The sequence below is a fragment of the Streptomyces sp. NPDC094147 genome (genome assembly GCF_044764265.1).
In the GTDB taxonomy this organism is placed as follows: domain Bacteria; phylum Actinomycetota; class Actinomycetes; order Streptomycetales; family Streptomycetaceae; genus Streptomyces.
Window position 1 is genome coordinate 47488 of record NZ_JBIWHT010000019.1, and the last position, 20279, is coordinate 67766.

19 protein-coding genes and 1 tRNA gene are annotated in these 20279 nt (G+C 70.9%); 6 read left to right on the forward strand and 14 right to left on the reverse strand.

Annotated features, from left to right (window positions below; translation table 11 throughout):
- Positions 1–63 precede the first annotated feature (63 nt).
- Entirely contained in the window at positions 64–789 is a 726-nt protein-coding gene (locus ACIQ8J_RS24790) for a DsbA family protein (protein ID WP_403274500.1), read from the reverse strand.
- Between the two features lie 194 nt (positions 790–983).
- Between ACIQ8J_RS24790 and ACIQ8J_RS24795 the strand changes: the two genes are divergently transcribed.
- Positions 984–2375, forward strand: a complete 1392-nt coding sequence (locus ACIQ8J_RS24795; protein WP_403274499.1) for an NAD(P)/FAD-dependent oxidoreductase — start codon at positions 984–986, stop codon at positions 2373–2375.
- Between the two features lie 57 nt (positions 2376–2432).
- Here ACIQ8J_RS24795 and ACIQ8J_RS24800 read toward each other — a convergent pair whose 3' ends face one another.
- Entirely contained in the window at positions 2433–4556 is a 2124-nt protein-coding gene (locus ACIQ8J_RS24800) for a restriction endonuclease (RefSeq protein WP_403274497.1), read from the reverse strand.
- Between the two features lie 125 nt (positions 4557–4681).
- Positions 4682–4755, reverse strand: a tRNA-Thr gene (locus ACIQ8J_RS24805).
- 182 nt (positions 4756–4937) lie between these two features.
- On the opposite strand from ACIQ8J_RS24805, the gene ACIQ8J_RS24810 reads away from it, so the two are divergent.
- The 3 genes from ACIQ8J_RS24810 (at position 4938) to ACIQ8J_RS24820 (ending at position 7441) form a co-directional block, all read left to right on the forward strand.
- Positions 4938–6074 (forward strand): ABC transporter ATP-binding protein, encoded by a 1137-nt coding sequence (locus tag ACIQ8J_RS24810; RefSeq protein ID WP_403274496.1) that lies wholly within the window; start codon positions 4938–4940, stop codon positions 6072–6074.
- Positions 6075–6265: 191 nt separating this feature from the next.
- Complete coding sequence (locus ACIQ8J_RS24815) at positions 6266–6676, forward strand: hypothetical protein (protein WP_403274494.1); 411 nt, start codon at positions 6266–6268, stop codon at positions 6674–6676.
- Between the two features lie 33 nt (positions 6677–6709).
- On the forward strand, positions 6710–7441 hold the full coding sequence (locus ACIQ8J_RS24820; protein ID WP_403274493.1) for an NDP-sugar synthase: 732 nt from the start codon (positions 6710–6712) through the stop codon (positions 7439–7441).
- A gap of 134 nt (positions 7442–7575) precedes the next feature.
- Here ACIQ8J_RS24820 and ACIQ8J_RS24825 read toward each other — a convergent pair whose 3' ends face one another.
- The 7 genes from ACIQ8J_RS24825 to ACIQ8J_RS24855 all read right to left on the reverse strand — a co-directional run bounded on the left by ACIQ8J_RS24825 (position 7576) and on the right by ACIQ8J_RS24855 (position 14145).
- Positions 7576–9045, reverse strand: coding sequence for a DoxX family membrane protein (locus tag ACIQ8J_RS24825; protein ID WP_403274492.1), 1470 nt, complete (start codon positions 9043–9045; stop codon positions 7576–7578).
- A gap of 76 nt (positions 9046–9121) precedes the next feature.
- Positions 9122–10078 carry a 23S rRNA (guanosine(2251)-2'-O)-methyltransferase RlmB gene (rlmB, locus tag ACIQ8J_RS24830; protein ID WP_403274491.1) on the reverse strand — a complete coding sequence of 319 codons (957 nt, stop codon included), beginning with the start codon at positions 10076–10078 and terminating at the stop codon, positions 9122–9124.
- Positions 10079–10187: 109 nt separating this feature from the next.
- Complete coding sequence (gene cysS, locus ACIQ8J_RS24835; RefSeq protein ID WP_403274489.1) at positions 10188–11588, reverse strand: cysteine--tRNA ligase; 1401 nt, start codon at positions 11586–11588, stop codon at positions 10188–10190.
- Positions 11589–11668: 80 nt separating this feature from the next.
- On the reverse strand, positions 11669–12073 hold the full coding sequence (locus ACIQ8J_RS24840; protein ID WP_403274488.1) for a PPOX class F420-dependent oxidoreductase: 405 nt from the start codon (positions 12071–12073) through the stop codon (positions 11669–11671).
- Positions 12074–12151: 78 nt separating this feature from the next.
- Complete coding sequence (gene ispF, locus ACIQ8J_RS24845) at positions 12152–12667, reverse strand: 2-C-methyl-D-erythritol 2,4-cyclodiphosphate synthase (RefSeq protein ID WP_403274486.1); 516 nt, start codon at positions 12665–12667, stop codon at positions 12152–12154.
- Positions 12657–13394 (reverse strand): 2-C-methyl-D-erythritol 4-phosphate cytidylyltransferase, encoded by a 738-nt coding sequence (gene ispD / locus ACIQ8J_RS24850; protein ID WP_403274485.1) that lies wholly within the window; start codon positions 13392–13394, stop codon positions 12657–12659. Before ispD ends, ispF begins: the two co-directional genes overlap by 11 nt.
- A 268-nt stretch (positions 13395–13662) precedes the next feature.
- The gene (locus ACIQ8J_RS24855; RefSeq protein WP_003953493.1) at positions 13663–14145 is read right to left on the reverse strand and encodes a CarD family transcriptional regulator; all 483 of its coding nucleotides are present in this window, start codon (positions 14143–14145) and stop codon (positions 13663–13665) included.
- 611 nt (positions 14146–14756) lie between these two features.
- On the opposite strand from ACIQ8J_RS24855, the gene ACIQ8J_RS24860 reads away from it, so the two are divergent.
- Positions 14757–15416, forward strand: a complete 660-nt coding sequence (locus ACIQ8J_RS24860; protein WP_403274483.1) for a DUF461 domain-containing protein — start codon at positions 14757–14759, stop codon at positions 15414–15416.
- Positions 15417–15481: 65 nt separating this feature from the next.
- On the opposite strand, the gene ACIQ8J_RS24865 is transcribed toward ACIQ8J_RS24860, so the two are convergent.
- Positions 15482–16162 (reverse strand): response regulator transcription factor, encoded by a 681-nt coding sequence (locus tag ACIQ8J_RS24865; protein ID WP_017242433.1) that lies wholly within the window; start codon positions 16160–16162, stop codon positions 15482–15484.
- On the reverse strand, positions 16159–17439 hold the full coding sequence (locus ACIQ8J_RS24870; RefSeq protein WP_403274482.1) for a sensor histidine kinase: 1281 nt from the start codon (positions 17437–17439) through the stop codon (positions 16159–16161). The genes ACIQ8J_RS24865 and ACIQ8J_RS24870 overlap by 4 nt, the downstream gene beginning before the upstream one ends.
- Positions 17440–17664: 225 nt before the next feature.
- On the opposite strand from ACIQ8J_RS24870, the gene phoU reads away from it, so the two are divergent.
- Positions 17665–18342 carry a phosphate signaling complex protein PhoU gene (phoU, locus tag ACIQ8J_RS24875; protein WP_403274481.1) on the forward strand — a complete coding sequence of 226 codons (678 nt, stop codon included), beginning with the start codon at positions 17665–17667 and terminating at the stop codon, positions 18340–18342.
- 411 nt (positions 18343–18753) lie between these two features.
- Here the strand turns inward: phoU and ACIQ8J_RS24880 are convergent, their stop codons facing one another.
- Both ACIQ8J_RS24880 and ACIQ8J_RS24885 read right to left on the reverse strand, forming a co-directional pair.
- Positions 18754–19224, reverse strand: coding sequence for a hypothetical protein (locus ACIQ8J_RS24880; protein ID WP_403274480.1), 471 nt, complete (start codon positions 19222–19224; stop codon positions 18754–18756).
- Between the two features lie 203 nt (positions 19225–19427).
- Positions 19428–20186, reverse strand: coding sequence for a phosphoglyceromutase (locus tag ACIQ8J_RS24885; RefSeq protein ID WP_403274479.1), 759 nt, complete (start codon positions 20184–20186; stop codon positions 19428–19430).
- Positions 20187–20279 lie beyond the last annotated feature (93 nt).

The following is a 20279-nucleotide window of genomic DNA, read 5'->3' on the forward strand; positions in this document are numbered from 1 at the left end:
CAGTACGCGCGGCCGCGCCCGGCCCCTCAGGACACCGCGGCCGCCTACGACACCCCGGCCGGCTTACGACACCCCCGCCGACGCCAGCACCTTCCCGAACGCCTCCGCGTCGAAGATCGCCCGGCCGTCCCCGCCCGGCTTCTTCCCGTCGATCAGCACCACGGGGCTGCCGTTGACGCCGGAGTCCTCGAACGCGCCCTCCGCCGACTTCACCCAGTCCTTGTACGTGTCCTCACGCACCGCCTTGTCGAAGGCGGCGCCGCGCAGCCCCGGCACCTTGTCGGCGATCTTCAGCAGGTTGTCGGCGGTGAAGGCGTCGTCGGTCTCCTTCGGCGGCTGGCTGGCGAACACGGCCGCGTGGAACTCGGGGAACTTGCCCGCGTCGACGGCCGCCCGCATCGCGTTGACGGCCCGCTTGGAGCTGCTCCCGCCGAAGTTGGCGTCGAGGAACGAGGCGATCGTGTAGCGGATCTTGACCTTGCCCTCGGCTGCGAGCCTCGCCACCGCCGTCGCGCCGCCGCCCTCGTAGTGCTTGCAGAACGGGCAGCGCGGATCCTCGTACACGGTCACGGTGTGGGGCGCGGCCGGATCGCCGACGACGATTTCCGCACCCTCCACCTTCGCGGCCAGCTTCGCGAGCGTGGCGGCCTCCGGCGCGGTCTTCACGGTGAGCTCGGCCTGCGAGGACGCACCCGAGCCCGAGCCGGAGGAGCACGCGGTCGCCGAGAGACCGAGCGCCATGGCCGCCGCCGCCACAACGGCGGCACGACGGATAGTGCGTACGCCCATGAAAAACCAACCCTTCGGCGCGAAATACCCCAAAATTACCTGACCTTCGACACTAAACACCCGCCCGCACCGCCCCGGCCGCCAAAGGTCCCGCCCCACGCCGCCATTGGTCCCACGGATTCCGCAGCGACCCCGCCCACCTGCGAATTCCATGGCTGGACAGCCCCCGCGCCCCGGGTGTACGAACAACCCTCATGAGCGCGATCAACGGCGGAATCTCCTTCTGGTACGCAACCGACGGCATACCCACGCCCCGCGAGCCGCTGCCCGGCGACGCCACTGCCGACGTGGTGATCGTGGGCGGCGGATACACCGGCCTGTGGACGGCGTACTACCTGAAGAAGGCGGCCCCCTTCCTCAACATCACCGTCCTGGAGTCCCGCTTCTGCGGCTACGGCGCCTCCGGCCGCAACGGCGGCTGGCTCTACAACGGCATCGCGGGCCGCGACCGGTACGCGAAGCTGCACGGGCAGGAGAGCGCGGTCCGCCTCCAGCGGGAGATGAACGCCACGGTCGACGAAGTCGTACGCGTCGCCGCCGAGGAGTCGGTCGACGCCGACATCCACCAGGGCGGCGTCCTCGAAGTCGCTTACACACCGGCCCAGTTGGGGCGGCTCAAGGCCTTCCACGCGGCCGAGGTGGCCTTCGGCGAGAAGGACCGCGTCCTGATGGGCGCGCGGGAGACCGCGGAGCGCATCCGGGTCAGCGGCGCGGTCGGCTCGACCTGGACTCCGCACGGGGCGCGCATCCACCCGGTGAAGCTCGTGAAGGGCCTGGCCACCGCGGTCGAGGCGCTCGGCGTCACCATCCACGAGTCGACGCCGGTCACCGAGATCCGCCCGCGGCACGCCGTCACCCCGTACGGAACCGTCCGCGCGCCCTACATCCTGCGCTGCACCGAGGGGTTCACCGCCTCACTGAAGGGCGCCCGCCGGGCCTGGCTGCCCATGAACTCATCCATGATCACTACGGAGCCGCTCGGCCCCGAGGTGTGGGAGGCGATCGGCTGGGCGGGCCGCGAGACGCTGGGCGACATGGCGCACGCCTACATGTACGCGCAGCGCACCGCCGACGACCGCATCGCGCTCGGCGGCCGGGGCGTCCCGTACCGCTTCGGTTCGCGGACGGACAACGACGGGCGCACCCAGCCCGCCACGATCGAGGCGCTGCGCGAGATCCTGGTGCGCTTCTTCCCGCAGCTGGCCGGGGCGCGCGTCAGCCACGCCTGGTCGGGCGTGCTCGGCGTGCCGCGCGACTGGTGCGCCACCGTCACCCTGGACCGTACGACGGGACTGGGCTGGGCGGGCGGTTACGTCGGCTCGGGCGTCGCGACCGCCAACCTCGCCGCCCGCACCCTGCGCGACCTCGTCCAGCAGGACTCCGGCCAGGCGGGCGCCACCGAACTGACCGCCCTGCCGTGGGTCAACCACAAGGTCCGCACGTGGGAGCCGGAGCCGCTGCGCTGGCTCGGTGTCCAGGGGATGTACGCGGCGTACCGTGCGGCCGACCGCCGCGAGCTGGTCGGGCACGGGGTGGCCACGGACCGGATCGCCGTGCTGGCCGACCGCATCGCCGGGCGCCACTGACCCCCGGACCGCCTCGGGGCCCCTGCACCCCCAACTGCCCGCGCACACAGCCGCCGCCTACGCCACCACAATCCCGAACTCCCCCACCAGCTCCCCCAGCCCGCCCCGGTACCCCTTCCCGCCCGCTACGAAGTCCCAGTCGCCGCTCGGTCTGCGGCGGAACGAGCCGAGTACCAGGGCCGTTTCGCCGGGGCGGCCGTCGGAGACGGGCAGGCGGTCGAGTTCGCGGCCGGCGGGGTCGCGCAGGCGGATGCCCGCGCCGGTGAACCCGGACAGGTCCTGGCCCGGGTTCACCTCGGGGTCGACGGCGGCGACCAGGACCAGCCGGTCGGCCCGCTCCGGCAGCGCGTCGAAGACCACCCGTACCGCCGCCCGGTCACCGCCGGTGCCGGGCACCATCCGTACCGAACCCCCCGGATTCTGCGGGTTGTTGAAGAACACGAACTGCTCCTCGGCCAGCACCTGGGCACCCCGGCACACCAGCGCGCACACGTCGAGCGCGACCGCGCCGGTCCACGTCATGCCGAGCAGGTTGAAGTCCTCGGACCCCTGGCCGGACGCCTCGCTCGACACCTCGCCGGACACCTGCTCGGCCGCCCGCTCCGGCGCCGTGCGCTGCGCGGGGACGGCGGGCGCGCTCCCGTCGCCGAGGCGGCCGCGCAGGCCGTGCTGGTGCAGCAGCCCCACCAGTTCCTCGCCGGAGACCAGCGTGAGCGGCTTGCCCTCGGCGAAGCCGTACGAACCGGGCCCGAAGCCCGAAGTCGTCACCAGGACGCCCTTGTTGGCGCCCGCCCCCTGCACCGTCCCGTACAGATCGCGCACCGCGGTCGGCGGGACCGTGTTGCGGTAGCGCTTGACCTGGACGATGATCCGGCCGCCGCTGATCGGGTCCGGATCGAGGGCCTCCACGTCCACACCGCCGTCGTTGGAGCGCTGGGTGGTCAGCGCCTGCATGCCGCGGGCCCGGAACAGCTCGGCGACCAGGCCCTCGAACTCGATGGGGTCCATCGTGAACAGGTCGGGCTCCTCGCCGCCCCCGTGCGACACCACACCCGTGCCCACATCGGCGGGACGGCGTCCGGGACGTACGGCGGTCCGCTGGTCCGGCCGCGCGGACAGCTGCCCGCGCAGCGCCTCCACCAGGCAGTCGACGGCGCTGACCTGCCCGAGGTTCAGCTGCGCGAACGCGGCGCGCGGCACGCTCACCGCGGCCAGGAAGATCTCGGCCCGCCGCCCGGTGGCCGGATCCACGTCGTCGACGAACCCGTTCAGGGCGACCGACTCCAGCACCCCGAACTCATCGGCCGCGAACAGATCGCGCAGGACCAGCAGCATGCACTGCGCGAGCGCGTCCCGGTACAGCGCGCGGCGCTGGGTGACCGGCCGGGCCGTCTCCTTCTCCTGGTCCGAACTGGCCATGTAGCGTACGGACTTGGCCTCGGGGACTATCTCGTACCCGGGCAGCTCCCAGTCGAGGACCAGCTGCCGGGCGCCCCGGTCGAACGAGGCCGCCACCTGCCGGGGAAAGCCCTCCGGCCAGGCGGCCGAGGAGTACAGGGCGGCCGAGAAGTAGTCGACCACCGCGCCCGGGTCCCCGGCCCGCAGCGCGTCCGCGAGTTCGGCGATGCCCGCGTTGTGCCCGCGCACCTCGGCGAGCTGACCGGCCGCCCAGGCGTCGTACTGCGCCCGGTACGCCGCGAGCTGCTCCTGCCGGCGCGCCTCGGCGGCCTGCGCCGCCTGCCAGTCGTGCTGGTACCTGGCCTGCGCCTCCTGCTGGGCCTGCGCCCGCCGCCCGGCCGTCCAGCCGCCCTGCGCCTGGTACTGCGCCGGATCCGGCATCGGCACCGGCCGCGCGAGCTGCCCCGGCTCGAACGGGGCGATCTCCTCCCGCCGGGTCAGCGCCGCGGCCCGGAACGGCGCCGCTCCGCACCCCGCCGCCAACAGCCCTGCCAGGGCGGCGACTTGGTCCTCCAGCTCCTGCGTACGCAGCCGCGCGTCCGCGTCCCGCCCCTGCCGGTACGCCGCCTGCTGCTCCCGCTGCATCCGCGCGAGATCACGCTCGTACGCCCGCTGCTGCCGCTGCTGCCGCACCACCGCCCGCTGCTGCGCCTCCCGCTGGCGCTGCTGCTGACGCTGCGCCTCGGCCCAGATCCCGACCAGCCCGCTGGAACGACGGCTCATGCGTTGACTGCCTTTCTCCCCACACCCCGGAACGCCCCACATCCCGGGAGAGCCCCACACCCCGGAAAAGCAAGTGTCCCGGACCTGGCAGGCCCGGGACGGTTTGTTGCGATCTGCTACGACAGAGCCCCCTGTCGGGTTCGAACCGACGACCCCCGCTTTACAAGAGCGGTGCTCTGGCCAGCTGAGCTAAGGAGGCAACCCGAGAAGTGTAACCAACGCTCGCGCGGGCGCGGCGGGAAATTTCGTCGCCTCTCACCTGCTGACACGGCGGACATCCCCAGGTAGCGTCCTGACCCAGTCCGCTCAGGTGGACTACACCACTTCTCCCTCTACTCGGATCGTCCGGCACGTTCCTGCCGGTGAAGGGACACATCAGTCATGGCCACTGTCACGTTCGACAAGGCGACCCGGATCTACCCGGGCTCCACCAAGCCCGCGGTCGACGGGCTGGAGATCGAGATCGAGGACGGCGAGTTCCTGGTACTCGTCGGCCCCTCCGGCTGCGGAAAGTCCACCTCCCTGCGCATGCTCGCGGGTCTGGAGGACGTCAATGGCGGAGCGATCCGCATCGGTGAGCGCGACGTCACGCACCTGCCGCCGAAGGACCGGGACATCGCCATGGTGTTCCAGAACTACGCGCTGTACCCGCACATGACGGTCGCCGACAACATGGGCTTCGCCCTCAAGATCGCCGGCGTGAACAAGGCGGAGATCCGCAAGAAGGTGGAGGAGGCGGCCAAGATCCTCGATCTGACCGAGTACCTCGACCGCAAGCCCAAGGCGCTCTCCGGCGGCCAGCGCCAGCGCGTCGCGATGGGCCGCGCCATCGTCCGCGAGCCGCAGGTCTTCCTCATGGACGAGCCGCTGTCCAACCTCGACGCCAAGCTGCGCGTCTCCACCCGTACGCAGATCGCCTCGCTCCAGCGCCGGCTCGGCATCACCACCGTGTACGTCACGCACGACCAGGTCGAGGCCATGACCATGGGCGACCGGGTGGCCGTCCTGAAGGACGGTCTGCTCCAGCAGATCGACTCGCCGCGCAACATGTACGACCGCCCGGCCAACCTGTTCGTCGCCGGATTCATCGGCTCGCCCGCCATGAACCTGGTCGAGGTGCCGATCACCGACGGCGGTGTGAAGTTCGGCAACAGCGTGGTGCCGGTCAGCCGCGAGGCGCTGTCCGCGGCCGCCGACAAGGGCGACCGCACGGTCACGGTCGGCGTGCGCCCCGAGCACTTCGACATCGTGGAGCAGAACGGCGCCGCCGCGAAGTCCCTCAGCAAGGAGTCCGCGGACGCCCCGGCGGGCCTCGCGGTCACCGTCAACGTGGTCGAGGAGCTCGGCGCCGACGGCTATGTGTACGGATCCGCCGAGGTCGGCGGCGAAGTGAAGGACCTGGTGGTCCGGGTCAACGGCCGCGCCGTACCGGACAAGGGCACGCAGCTGCACGTCGTCCCGCGTCCGGGCGAGACCCACGTGTTCTCCACCTCCACGGGCGAGCGGCTCAGCGACTGACTCCGCCCGATACGCTTGCCGCGGCCCCGCATTCATCTGCGGGGCCGCGGCCCGTTGTCGACAAATACCCCGGCACACCGCCCATTTCGAACCTTGTTCGTCAACGCGTGATTCGAAAAGCGGCCTCGAACCATCCCCCGGCAGGGTGACGAAATGTCGCCAAATCATCACTCCCCGCTACGCTCGCCTCCGTGACGCACACAGCCCGCCGAATCGGCCGAACCCTCGCCCTCGTCCTGCCCGTCGTCCTCGTGCTCTCCGGGACGCTCGCCGTCACCCGGGTCAACTGGGCCGGCAGCAACGAATCGCAGCTCCTGACCGCCTCTTCCGAGAACGTCTCCGTACGCGCCAAGTCCCGAGCCCCGCAGGACGTACTGCGCGACGCGCTCCTGACCGAGCTCCAGGAGAAGGACCCCGGCACCGCCCTCACCCACCTCCAGCGCGAGGTGGAGCGCCGCCCCTCGCTCGCCCAGCACTGCATGTCGATCGCCCGCGCGCTCGGCCGGGCCGCCGTGGAGCACTACGGCCCCGTGAAGGCCCAGTCGTTCTCGCGCCCCGTCTGCGACACCTCCTTCGCCTCGGGCGTGGCCCAAGAGCGGTGACGTCCCACTGCGGGGGCGCCTATCGTTCACCGCATGAATCCGAGCACAACTGCGACTTTTCCGACGCAGGCCGTGGTCCTGGCGGGCGGCCAGGGCTCACGACTTCGTCCGTACACCGACGACCGCCCCAAGCCGATGGTCGAGATCCCGGGCACCGGGGTCCCGATCATCGGCCATCAGCTCGCCTGGCTGGCCGCCGAGGGCGTCACTGACGCCGTCGTCTCCTGCGGCCACCTCGCCGACGTCCTCAAGGACTGGCTGGCCAAGACGGAGCTGCCGCTGCGTGTCACCACGGTCGTCGAGGACGAACCGCTGGGCCGGGGCGGCGGCCTGAAGCACGCGGCGGCCTCGCTGCCCCACCCCGACCAGCCCTGGTACGCCACCAACGGCGACATCTGGACGCGCTTCTCGCTCCGCGAGATGGCCTCCTTCCACGGCGAGCGCGACGCGACCGCCACGCTGGCCCTGGCCCGCCCCCGCATCCCGTGGGGCGCCGTCGAGACCGACGCCTTCGGCCACATCACCGACTTCATCGAGTCGCCGCCCTCGCCGTACCTCATCAACGCGGGCGTGTACGTCTTCTCCGCGGCCTTCACCGCGATGCTGCCGGACCGGGGCGACCACGAGCGCACCACGTTTCCCCGGCTGGCCCGGGAGCGCCGGCTGGCCGGGTTCCCGCTGCCGCACGGGGCGTACTGGCGGGCGATCGACACGGCGAAGGACCTCACGGAGGCGGCCAAGGAGCTTGCCTCCCAGCGGGGTTGAGCCTGTCTGGTCACCCTGCTGGGGGCGCTGCCCCCAACCCCCGCTGAGCGGGACTGGTTTGCTCAGCGGCATGCCGAAGGGGGCCGGAATCTCCGGCCCCCTTCTCCTTGCTTCTAGCTTCTAGCTTCTAGCTTCTAGCCCAGCAACCCCCCGATCGGGTTGCGGTTGGAGCCCCCGCCGGTGGAGCCCCCCGTGCCGCCCGATGACGTCGGGCCCGCGCTCGTGGTCGGCGGGGGCTGGGGGGTGCGGTGGTGGGTGGGGGGCTGGCCGCCGGTGCCGGCGGTGCGGCTCGGCTGGCCGCCGGTGCCCGCCGTGGCGGTCTGGTGGGTCTTCGGCTTCTTGGACGCCTTCGCGGAGGGGCTCGCCGAACCGGTGCCCTTCGGCGACGGCTTGACGCCCTTGGGGGCGGTACGGGGCACGAGCGCGGGGCCGGTCTCGCTCGGCAGCGGGGTGCCGGGCAGGTAGTTGGTCGGGTCGTCGTCGGGGCCCGGCACGGTCACCACGGTGGTGGAGCGGACCGCGCCGCCGAGGAGCGCGCCGGTCACCAGGGTGAGGCCGACGACGACGGTCGCCATGACCAGGCCGCGCCGCAGCACCCGGCGCCGCAGTTCCCAGAGTTCGGAGCGCGGACCCAGCTTGCGCCAGGCCTCACCGGCGAGCCGGGCGTCCAGCGAGTACACCGGGGCGCCCGCGATGATCAGCGGGGACCAGGCGGCGAGGTAGATGATGTCGGGCGCGTCGTAGGCGCGTACGGTCTGCCAGCTCACCGTCACGAGCAGGGCCGCCGACAGCACCGCGCCGAACACGGCCGCGATGCGCTGCCACAGACCGAGCATCGTCAGTACGCCGACGACCACTTGGAGGAAGGCGACGGTGAGGCCCGCACCCACGGGGTGCTGCAGTGCGAAGTCGCGCAGGGGCTCGGCGAGCGCCCAAGGGTGCAGCGAATTCAGCCACTTGACCATCGAGCCGCGTTCGCCGCCGTCGAAGTACACGGGGTCGCACAGCTTGCCCATGCCTGCGTACACGGAGATGAAACCGAGGAAGACGCGCAGCGGGAGCAGCACGACACCGAGGTTCATGCGGCGGCCCGGGTAGTAGGCGTGCCGCACCGCCGGCACCTCGGGGCCCGGTGTACGCGGCCGCCGGTCGCCCGGGGCATCCTCGGTGAATCCGCCCGGATCCTCGAAGTCGCCTTCCGCATACGGCTGTTGACCGTACGGGGAGCGCATCTTGGGGAGCAGCGCGGTCCCCGGTCCGGGGCCCGCGATCAGCTGCGTCGGCATCGTTTCGCCGACGTCGATGCGCGGGATGACCTGCGTCGCACCGGCCTCGTGGCGCTCGATGCCGCCGACGGAGGTGGCGCGGACCGCCTGCAGGAGTCCGCTCGCCCCCGGCGCCGACTTGCCGCTCCACACCACGGGCGCCCTGCGGCGCACCGCGGTGCTCGAAATGTGGGGCTTCGGCAGCGACTTGGGCGCAAACAGCACCCGGAAGCTGGCGTGGTTGACGATGACCTGCGCGGGGTCGGCGTCCACCTTGAGCATGCTCAGGGCAGGCTGGTCGTCGATCCCGGGCCGGGGCGTTCTGGTGTCCACACTCATCTAACCGAGTGACGGGTGCTTAGGACACTGCTTGACGGGTCCGAATCTGTCCGAGACCCGTCAAGATCACCTTTTTTCAGGCGCGGCGGCGGGCCGCCTCGTAGAGCACGATGCCCGCCGCCACACCGGCGTTGAGGGACTCGGCGCCGCCCGGCATCGAGATCCGCACCCGGTAGTCGCAGGTCTCGCCGACGAGTCGGCCAAGTCCCTTGCCCTCGCTGCCGATCACGATGACGACCGGGCCGCCGATCTGCTCAAGGTCCTCGACCGTGTGCTCGCCGTCGGCGGCGAGACCGACGATCGCGAGGCCTTCCTTCTTGTAGGCCTCCAGGGCGCGCGTCAGGTTGGTGACCCGGGAGACCGGCGTACGGGCCGCGGTGCCCGCCGACGACTTCCAGGCGCCCGCCGTCATACCGGCCGCACGCCGCTCGGGGACGACCACGCCGTGGCCGCCGAAGGCGGAGGTGGAGCGGACGATCGCGCCGAGGTTGCGCGGGTCGGTCACGCCGTCGAGGGCGACGATCAGCGGGTCCTCGCCGTTGTCGTACGCGGCGGCCGTGAGGTCCTGCGGGTCGGCGTACTCGTACGGCGGCACCTGGAGGACGAGACCCTGGTGGTTGAGGCCGTTCGTCATCCGGTCGAGCTCGACGCGCGGGGCCTCCATCAGGTTGATGTTGCCGCGCTCGCCGGCGAGCTGGAGCGCCTCGCGGACCCGCTCGTCGTTGTCGATGTACTGCTGGACGTAGAGCGTGGTCGCCGGGACGCCGTCGCGCAGCGCCTCGAAGACGGGGTTGCGGCCCACGACCATCTCGGACGTGCCCTTGACGCCGCCGCGCCGCGGGGCGGGACGGCGGGCCTGGGCCTGCTTGGCGGCCGCGTTCGCGATGCGGTTCTTCTTGTGTCCCTTGCGGGCGGAGGCGGGCGGCGTCGGGCCCCGGCCTTCCAGACCCTTGCGCCGCTGGCCACCGCTGCCGACCGTAGCGCCCTTCTTGTTGGACGTGCGGCGGTTCCTGCGCTGGCTGTTCCCGGCCATGACCTACCTGTTTCCTGTGCATCTGGCGATCCACATGGAGACGCGGATCGTGTACGTACGTATATGAAGTGTGCCGCCCGATCGCGCGGGCGGCACATCGCGCATGGGCTCAGCGCGGGCCGAGGGTCCAGCGGGGGCCGCTGGGGCTGTCCTCGATGACCAGGCCGGACTGGGTCAGCTGGTCGCGGATGGCGTCCGCGGTGGCCCAGTCCTTGCGGGACCTGGCCGCCTCGCGCTGCTCCAGGACGAGGCGTACGAGTGTGTCGACGGCCCCGTGCAGGTCTGCGCCGCGGTCGGCCTCGCCGGCCCAGTGCGGATCCAGCGGGTCCAGGCCGAGGACGCCCAGCATGGCGCGGACCTCGGCGAGGCGGGCGATCGCGGCTTCCTTGTCGTCGGCGGCGAGCGCGCTGTTGCCCTGGCGGACGGTGGTGTGGACGATCGCGAGGGCCCCCGGGACGCCCAGGTCGTCGTCCATGGCCTCGGCGAACGCCGGCGGCACATGGCCGGCGGGCTCGACGACGCCCCCCGCCTTCTCGACCACGCGCTGGATGAAGCCCTCGATCCGCGCGAACGCGGACTCGGCCTCGCGCAGGGCCTCCTCGCTGTACTCGATCATCGACCGGTAGTGCGGGGTGCCCAGGTAGTAGCGCAGCACGATCGGGCGCCACTGCTTGACCATCTCGGACACCAGGACCGAGTTGCCGAGCGACTTCGACATCTTCTCGCCGCTCATGGTGACCCAGGCGTTGTGCACCCAGTAACTGGCGAACTCGTCGCCGAACGCCTGGGCCTGGGCGATCTCGTTCTCGTGGTGCGGGAAGATCAGGTCGAGGCCGCCGCCGTGGATGTCGAAGGCGCTGCCCAGGTACTTGTGGGCCATCGCCGAGCACTCCAGGTGCCAGCCCGGACGGCCGCGCCCCCACGGGGTCTCCCAGCTGGGCTCGCCCGGCTTGGCGGCCTTCCACATCGCGAAGTCGCGGGGGTCGCGCTTGCCGGTCTCGCCGTCGCCGGACGGCTGGCGCAGATCGTCGATGTCCTGGTTGGAGAGCGAGAGATAGCCCGCGAAGGACCGCACGTCGAAGTAGACGTTGCCGTCCGCCTCGTAGGCGTGGCCGCGCTCGATCAGGCCGCGCATCATCTCGACCATCTCGGTGACATGACCGGTGGCGCGCGGCTCGTAGGTGGGCGGCAGGCAGCCGAGCGCGGTGTAGCCGTCGTTGAACGCGCGCTCGTTCTCGTACCCGATGGACCACCAGGGGCGGCCCTGGTCGGCCGACTTCTTGATGATCTTGTCGTCGATGTCGGTGACGTTGCGGATGAACGTGACGTCGTAGCCGCGGTAGTCGAACCAGCGGCGCATGATGTCGAAGTTCAGCCCCGACCGGATGTGTCCGATGTGCGGGGCCGCCTGGACGGTGGCGCCACACAGGTAGATCGAGACACAGCCCTGCGTGAGCGGGACGAAGTCACGAATCTGCCGGGCGCTGGTGTCGTACAGGCGAATGGTCACCACTCCAGGGTAGTGGCCCAATACCAGTGCCCCGCGACCCTTACGGGCCACGGGGCACACAATTTGGCGTCTGTTGGGACTCAGAGCCGACCGACGATCTTCCGCGGGGTGATCCGGACGACCACGCGCGGGGCGTCATTGACCGAATCCGGGTTGAATTCGGCGTACTTCTTGCCGGTGTACTTCAACGCGAGCTCGTCGATCAGCTCCTGGCCGCCCTCGGTGGTGAGGTCGGCGGTGCCCCTGATCTCGGCGTACGAGTAGGGGGCGTCGAAGGGCTGGAGGAGCACGGTGACGCGCGGGTCGCGGCGCAGGTTCTTCTCCTTGCGCCGGCCCACGGTCGTGGAGATCAGCACGTCGTCGCCGTCGCGCTTCACCCAGACCGGGGACACCTGGGGGCTTCCGTCGGGCTGGATGGTGGCGATGCTGACGAAGACGGGGCTGTCGAGCAGCTCCTTGATCCTGTCGCTGAGCTCAGCTGACACGGCGGGTCCTTCCGGGAGGGTGCGGATGGTTGCTTCCTCTCCTACCCCGGCCCGCCGTGTTTTTCGCGTACGGCTCCGTCAGCGGACGCGGTACACCAGCGCGGTGGCGACGGCCGCGAGGCCCTCGGCGCGGCCGGTCAGGCCGAGTCCGTCGCTGGTGGTGCCGGACACCGCGACCGGCGCCCCGGCCGCCGCCGACAGCGCCTTCTGCGCCTCGTCGCGCCGCTTGCCGATCTTCGGGCGTACGCCGATGACCTGCACCGCGATGTTCCCGATCTCGAAGCCCTCGGCGCGTACGATCCGGGCGGCCTCGGCGAGCAGGGTCACCCCGGAGGCGCCGGACCACTCGGGGCGGTCGGTGCCGAAGTGCGCGCCGAGGTCGCCGACGCCGGCCGCGGAGAAGACCGCGTCGCAGGCGGCGTGCGCGGCGACATCACCGTCGGAGTGCCCGGCGAGCCCGTACTCCGCGTTTTCGGGGCCGTCCCAGAGCAGCCCTGCGCACCACAGCTCCCGGCCGCGCTCGAAGGCGTGGACGTCGGTGCCGATGCCGACGAGCGGGATCAGCGCGTTCGGGGGAGCGGTCTCAGAAGCCATCGTTGGCCCTCCGTCGTGCGAGTACGGCCTCGGCGAGTACGAGGTCGAGCGGCCGGGTCACCTTGAACGCCTCTTCGTGTCCGGGCACCACCACGACGGTCAGGCCCAGCTGCTCGACCATGCCGGCGTCGTCGGTGACGCTGCCGGTGACCGTCTCGTGGGCGCGGACGAGCGTGGCGTGGTCGAAGCCCTGCGGGGTCTGCACGGCGCGGAGCCGGGACCGCTCGGGGGTGGCGACGACGGGCTCGGGGCCGCCGTCGGTGCGCGGCTCGACCTGCTTGACGGTGTCGGCGAGCGGGAGCGCGGGAACGACGGCCGGGGCTCCGTCGCGTACCGCCTCGATGACCGCGTCTACGGTGTCGACGGGGACCAGCGGGCGGGCCGCGTCATGGACCAGTACGACGTCGAAGCCGGGCGGCAGCGCGTCCAGGCCGAGCTTCACCGACTCCTGGCGGGTCTCGCCGCCGGGCACCACGAGGAAATCCGTCCTCTCGGGCAGCGCGTGCTCGGCGAGCAGGTTCTTGACCTCGGTGGCGCCGTCCGGCGGGGCCACGACGACGACCAGCGAGACGGCGCGGGAGGCGGCCATCGCCCGGACGGCGTGGATGAGCATGGGGGTGCCGTTCAGCGCGCGGAGCGCCTTAGGGGCGCCCGGACCGAGACGCACGCCGCGTCCGGCCGCTGGAATCACCGCGGCGGTGCGGAAAGGGCGCGATTCGTCTGACAAGGTTTGTGTCCTCAAACGACGTGGGTATGGCCTGGGGGAACCCCTTGCTCGAAGAGCGCGGGGCAGTGCCGGGCGCTCCGCCCTGACCGGCCCTTCCGTGACACCGGTCAGGCGGACAGCCCGAGCCCGGCACACCACAGTGCGGGCGCTGTTGGCGAGGGGATACGAACATGCCGCAGCGCCCGGCGACACAGCAATTTTCACTGCTGGTCAGCGGGCACCGCGGCAATGCCGGTCATTCCGGGGCGAGCCCCGGAACGGGTCGGCGTCAGGACGCGAGAACCTCGTCGAGGAGGGCCTCGGCCTTGTCTTCGTTGGTGTTCTCCGCGAGGGCCAGCTCGCTCACCAGGATCTGGCGCGCCTTGGCGAGCATGCGCTTCTCGCCGGCGGACAGTCCGCGCTCGCGCTCACGACGCCACAGGTCGCGCACCACTTCGGCGACCTTGATGACATCGCCGGAGGCGAGCTTCTCGAGATTTGCCTTGTAGCGACGGGACCAGTTCGTGGGCTCTTCGGCATACGGTGCCCGCAGCACCTCGAAGACCCGGTCCAGCCCGTCCTGCCCGACCACATCGCGTACGCCTACGAACTCCGCGTTGTCCGCCGGCACGCGCACCGTCAAGTCGCCCTGGGCGACCTTGAGCACCAAGTAGGTCTTGTCCACGCCTTTGATCTGGCGAGTTTCGATGGCCTCGATCAGCGCGGCCCCGTGATGGGGATAGACCACGGTGTCGCCAACCTTGAACGTCATGTGACAGGTACCCCTTCCGTGGCTATCCAGGGTAACACGGATACGGCTTCTTCTGAATGGCGTTTTCGCAGGTCAGGGCATATCTCGGGGCTTGACAACAGCAACAGGAACGTGCTGTGGAAGCCTTCCGGAAGGCGGTATTCGCAGGTCGGAGCGGCTGCGAAGGGGCCGGGAAACACGTACGTTACCCGCCCCCGATCGGCACCCCGAGCGGCCGAACGTCCCGGTTTGCCGGGTTCCAAGCGGTGAACTTGATCTACTCCGTTCGGCGCTCGTTCACCCGTTCGGCCGTCCGGGATTCTTTCGGGAATTGATCAACGGACCGCCCGGCGCGTCACCGCGGCGGATTTTCGGTAAGGAATGTGTGGCGACCCGGGAAATTGATCACCCGGGATATGTGAACGGCGTACGAAAGACCGAGATCAGCGCGCGATCCGCCCGAGTTCGGCGGGCCCCTCGGCCGAAGGGGCGGGTCGGGTGCGGGGCGCGTCGGACGGCTCGGTAATCTAAGCCCGCTGACACACCCTTAGCTGGCCCTTAGGTATGCGGCCGGCTGACCCGTAGCCCGTCCGAAGCAGTCCGTCTCGTACGTCCAAGGAGTTGCCGCCGCCGTGAGCCGCAGCCTTCGACGCGGCGCCCTCGCCGCCTCTGCCATCGCGTTCTCGCTCCTCTCGCTCTCCGCGTGCGCGGCGGGCAACAAAGCCCAGACGCTCGGGGTGAAGGCCGACAGCGCCTACGTCACCGTCGGCGACATCAAGGTCCAGAACGCGACGGTCGTGACCCAGCCGAAGGCCGACGCCGAGGGCCCGGCCGTCGTCACGGCGACGCTGTTCAACAACGGCACCGACCCGCAGACCCTCGACTCCGTCCAGGTCGGCAGCGCCACCGTGAAGCTCTCCCCCGCCAAGGGCGAGGGCCCGGTCACCGTTCCGGGGCACGGCTCGATCCAGCTCGGCGGCAAGGACAACGCCTCCGCCGTCGTCGCCAACGGCCGCGAGGCCGCCAAGAACGGCGATGCCCAGAAGGTCACCTTCCAGTTCAGCAAGACCGGCGCGGTGAGCCTGAACGCCTTCGTGGTCCCGGCCACCAGCTACTTCGAGGGCGTCGGCCCCAGCGAGCTCCCGAAGCCGAAGGAGACCCCCTCGGGCACCGCGTCGGGCGCGCCCTCGGGCACCCCGTCCGGCTCGGCCTCGCCGAACACCCCGGGCGCGGGCACCAACAGCAAGCCCGCCGGCAGCGGCTCGCCGTCGCACAGCGCCGCGGGTCACTGACGTACGGAAAAGGGAGGGCGGCCCCGGATCTTCCGGGGCCGCCCTCCCTTGTGTCTCCGTGCGGTTTACGGCTCGAACTTGTAGCCGAGCCCCCGCACCGTCACCAGGTACCGCGGCGCGCCCGGGTCCGGTTCGATCTTGGCGCGCAGGCGCTTGACGTGGACGTCGAGGGTCTTGGTGTCGCCGACGTAGTCCGCGCCCCACACCCGGTCGATGAGCTGCATCCGGGTCAGGACGCGGCCCGCGTTGCGCAGCAGCATCTCCAGGAGGTCGAACTCCTTCAGCGGGAGGTCGACCTTGCCGCCGGAGACGGTGACCACGTGGCGGTCGACGTCCATGCGGACCGGGCCCGCCTCCAGGGCGGCCGGGGTGACCTCCTCCGGCTCGCCGCGGCGGCGCAGCACGGCGCGGATGCGGGCGACCAGCTCCCGCGAGGAGAACGGCTTGGTGACGTAGTCGTCGGCTCCTATTTCCAGCCCGACGACCTTGTCGATCTCGCTGTCCTTGGCGGTCACCATGATGACCGGGACGTTGGAGCGGCCGCGCAGCTGACGGCAGACCTCGGTGCCCGGCAGGCCGGGCAGCATCAGGTCGAGCAGGACCAGGTCGGCGCCGTTGCGCTCGAACTCGTCCAGGCCGTCGGGCCCGGTGGCCGCCACCGCGACCTCGAAGCCCTCCTTGCGGAGCATGTAGGAAAGGGCGTCGCTGAAGGATTCCTCATCCTCGACGACGAGCACTCGGGTCACGGAAGGACCTCCGGGGCAGGAACTATGACGTGTGATTGAGGCACAGCGGAACTGAAGGTCTCGTACGGGACGTCCTCGTCCTCGTCGGCCGTGACCGGTCCGCGCCCGGCGAGGGCGCGGTCCCTGACGGCGCCGGCTTCCGGCAGCCGCAGGGTGAAGGTGGAGCCCTGTCCCTCGGAGCTCCACACCGTGACCTCCCCGCCGTGCGAGGCGGCCACGTGCTTGACGATGGCCAGGCCCAGGCCCGTGCCGCCGGTGGCACGGGAGCGGGCCGGGTCCACCCGGTAGAAGCGCTCGAAGATGCGCTCCCGGTCCTTCTCGGAGATGCCGATGCCCTGGTCGGTCACGGCTATCTCGATGAGGTCCCCGCCGGGCGCGGCGATGCGCCGCCCGGCGATGCCGACCCGCGTCCTGGCCGGAGAGTAGTTCACCGCGTTCTCGACCAGGTTGCCGAGGGCGGCGGCGAGCTGGCCGCGATTGCCCCAGACGTACAGGTCGGCGGTGCCGCCGGCGGCCATGGTGATCTGCTTGGTGGACGCGGTGTGCCGGGAGCGGTCTATGGCCTCGGCGACGAGCTCGTCCACCCGGACCGGCTCGGCGTCCTCCAGCGGGTCGTCGTTCTGGACCCGCGAGAGGTCGATGAGCTCCTGGACCAGGTTGGTGAGCCGGGTCGCCTCGATCTGCATCCGGCCCGCGAAGCGGGTGACCGCCTCGGGGTCGTCCGAGGCGTCCATGACCGCCTCGGAGAGCAGGGAGAGCGCGCCGGTCGGGGTCTTGAGCTCATGGCTGACGTTGGCCACGAAGTCGCGCCGTACGGCCTCGATGCGGCGGGCCTCGGTGAGGTCCTCCACCAGGAGCAGGACGAGCCGGGAGCCGAGCGGGGCGACCCGGGCGGAGACCGCGAGGGCCTCGCCCCGGCCGGTGCCGCGCCGCGGCAGGTCCAGCTCGACCTGGCGTATTTCGCCGTCGCGCCGGGTGTCGCGGGCCATCTGGAGCATGGGCTCGACGGCCAGCTTGCCGCCCCTGACCAGGCCGAGCGCGTACGCCGCGGAGCTGGCCTTGACCACCGAGTCGCTCTCGTCGAGGACGACCGCGGAGGAGCGCAGTACGGAAAGGACGGTGTCCACGCCCGGCGGCAGTACGGCATCGGTGTGCAGGGACGTCCGGGTGGGGCGCGCCTGGTCGCGCTCGCTCCAGCGGAACGCCAGCATGGCGATCACGCCGGTGCACACCCCGGCGATCGCTGCCAATGCGGCGACCGCCGCGTTCACGTCCATGCATCCAGGTTATGCGGCGCCGCCGACACTCTCCCAGCCAAATGGGTGGTCGCTCGAACGTTCGTCGCCCAGAGTTCACCGAGGTGATGGGGACGGTTCACTTCCTGTGGCCGAATCGGACGCGTAACGGACCGAACGTGGGAGCGTGGGGGTCGGAGCCCCCGGACGGCCCCCGAACCCCCGGTTCGCAGAGAGCCTGGTTCGTATGTGAGGAGAGGGACACCCATGCGGGACGCGTACCACGAGGAACTTGACTCGATCGGCGAGGGCCTGGTCGAAATGGCCCGCCTTGTCGGGTCGGCGATCGGGCGCGCCACGACGGCCATGCTCGATGCCGACCTGAAGCTCGCCGAGAGCGTGATCGCGGCCGACCAGAAGGTCGACGATCTCCAGCACGATCTGGAGGCCCGTGCGATAGCGCTGCTGGCCCGCCAGCAGCCGGTCGCCACCGATCTGCGGATCGTCGTGACCTCCCTGCGCATGAGCGCCGACCTGGAGCGCTCCGGCGACCTCGCCCAGCACGTGGCCAAGCTGACCCGGCTGCGCTACCCGGAGCGGGCCGTGCCGCACGACCTGCACGCCACCATCCTGGAGATGGGCCAGCTGGCCCAGCGCCTGATGGCGAAGGCCGCCGAGGTCATCATCACCAAGGACGTCGACCTGGCCCTCCAACTGGAGCAGGACGACGACGAGATGGACCTGCTGCACCGCGCCCTTTTCCAGCACCTGATGGACGACCGCTGGCAGCACGGCATCGAGACCGCCGTCGACGTGACGCTGCTCGGCCGCTACTACGAGCGGTTCGCGGACCACGCGGTGTCGGTCGCCAAGCGCGTCGTCTACCTGGTGACGGGCGAGCACGCGGACGAGCTCCAGCCGCCCGCGCAGGTCGAGGGCGCCTGACCTCGACGGCGCGGGTCCCAGCCCAACTCGCCCGCACGCGGGCCGAGTTGACCGAGGCCGGCCGACCCGCCGGACCGGCCGCGCTCCCAACAGCCTTGCCCGCATGCGCTGTTGATGCGCCCTTCCCAGTGGGCATGCAATGGAAGAAGGCTCCTTGCGTCTGCCTACCCCGGGAGGGACCCATGGCCGATTCACCCACGAACAACCCGCAGCAGGAAGCGCCCGTCCCCGCGGCCGAAGCGATGAGGCTGCCGATGATCGGCGCGTGCGGCTGCGGCTCCGGCTGCGGCTGCGGCTGCCAGTCGGGCGCGCCGTGCCAGTGTGGCGGTTAGTCCCGCCGACATCGCCGTACGGGCGAGAAGGGGCCCCGTCCGATCGCGGACGGGGCCCCTTCGTGGGCTGGTGCCCGGGTCACTTCACCGTGACGGTGACCGACGGCGAGGTGACCTCGTCGTACTTGATCCGCAGCTCCTGCTTGCCCTTGTCGTTGAGCTTGGCGTCGAGGCTGTAGCTGCTGCCCTGCTTGACCGTGGTGCTGGCCTGCAAGGTCGTCCACTTGCCGCCCTTCTTGTGCTGGAGCACGAGCTTGCTGCCGATGGGCATGCCCTTGGTGCGGCCGGTGAACGTCACCTTGTCGCCGGCCTTCACCGAGTCCGGCGTCGCCTTGATGGTGGTGATGGCGGCGGTCGACTTCGAGGCGGACACAGACGGACTGGGCTTGGCAGTGGTGGCGGCCGGCTTCGAGGCGGACACGGACGGACTGGGCTTGGGGCTGGTGGCGGCCGAGGCGAAGGTGCCGGCGGCACCGGCGGTCAGCAGGGCGGCGGACAGCGCACCGGCCGCGAACGTCCGGGCACAGCGCCTGCGCAGGATGGCTTTCACGTTGGAACTCCCGTCTTGGCGGACTCCCCCAGGTGAAACGCAGTTCACCACTTCGGGCGAAATGCGCCTTTCGAGGCTATCCATAGCCGGGTCGAATCGGCGACCGGAGCGATACCGGCTGACGACGGAGCGTAACGAAAAGCCCCCCGCCCCGCGAATAGTCCGCGGACGGGGGGCTCCGTCGTGACGTGGGGTTACCGGGGCTACTTCTTGCCCTGGTTCTTCACGGCCTCGATCGCGGCGGCGGCCGCGTCCGGGTCCAGGTAGGTGCCGCCCGGCTTGACCGGCTTGAAGTCGGCGTCGAGCTCGTACACCAGCGGGATGCCGGTCGGGATGTTCAGGCCCGCGATGTCGGCGTCGGAGATGCCGTCGAGGTGCTTGACCAGCGCGCGCAGCGAGTTGCCGTGGGCGGCGATCAGGACGGTGCGGCCCGCGAGGAGGTCCGGGACGATGCCGTCGTACCAGTACGGCAGCATGCGGACGACGACGTCCTTGAGGCACTCGGTCCGCGGGCGCAGCTCCGGCGGGATCGTCGCGTAACGGGCGTCGTCGCTCTGCGAGAACTCCGTGCCGTCCTCAAGGGCCGGCGGCGGGGTGTCGTACGAGCGGCGCCACAGCATGAACTGCTCCTCGCCGAACTCGGCGAGCGTCTGCGCCTTGTCCTTGCCCTGGAGGGCACCGTAGTGGCGCTCGTTCAGGCGCCAGCTGCGGTGCACCGGGATCCAGTGGCGGTCCGCGGACTCAAGGGCGAGCTGGGCGGTGCGGATGGCGCGCTTCTGGAGGGAGGTGTGCAGCACGTCGGGGAGCAGGCCGGCGTCCTTGAGCAGCTCACCGCCGCGCGCCGCCTCCTTCTCACCCTTCGCGGTGAGGTTGACGTCCACCCACCCGGTGAACAGGTTCTTCTCGTTCCACTCGCTCTCGCCGTGGCGGAGGAGGATCAGCTTGTACGGTGCGTCGGCCATGCGTCCGAGCCTAATCGACGTTTCCGGGCCCTCGCGCGCGCAGGGACCCGGGTCCCGGGGCCGTCTCGATTGACGGACGGCGTCAATTCAGTA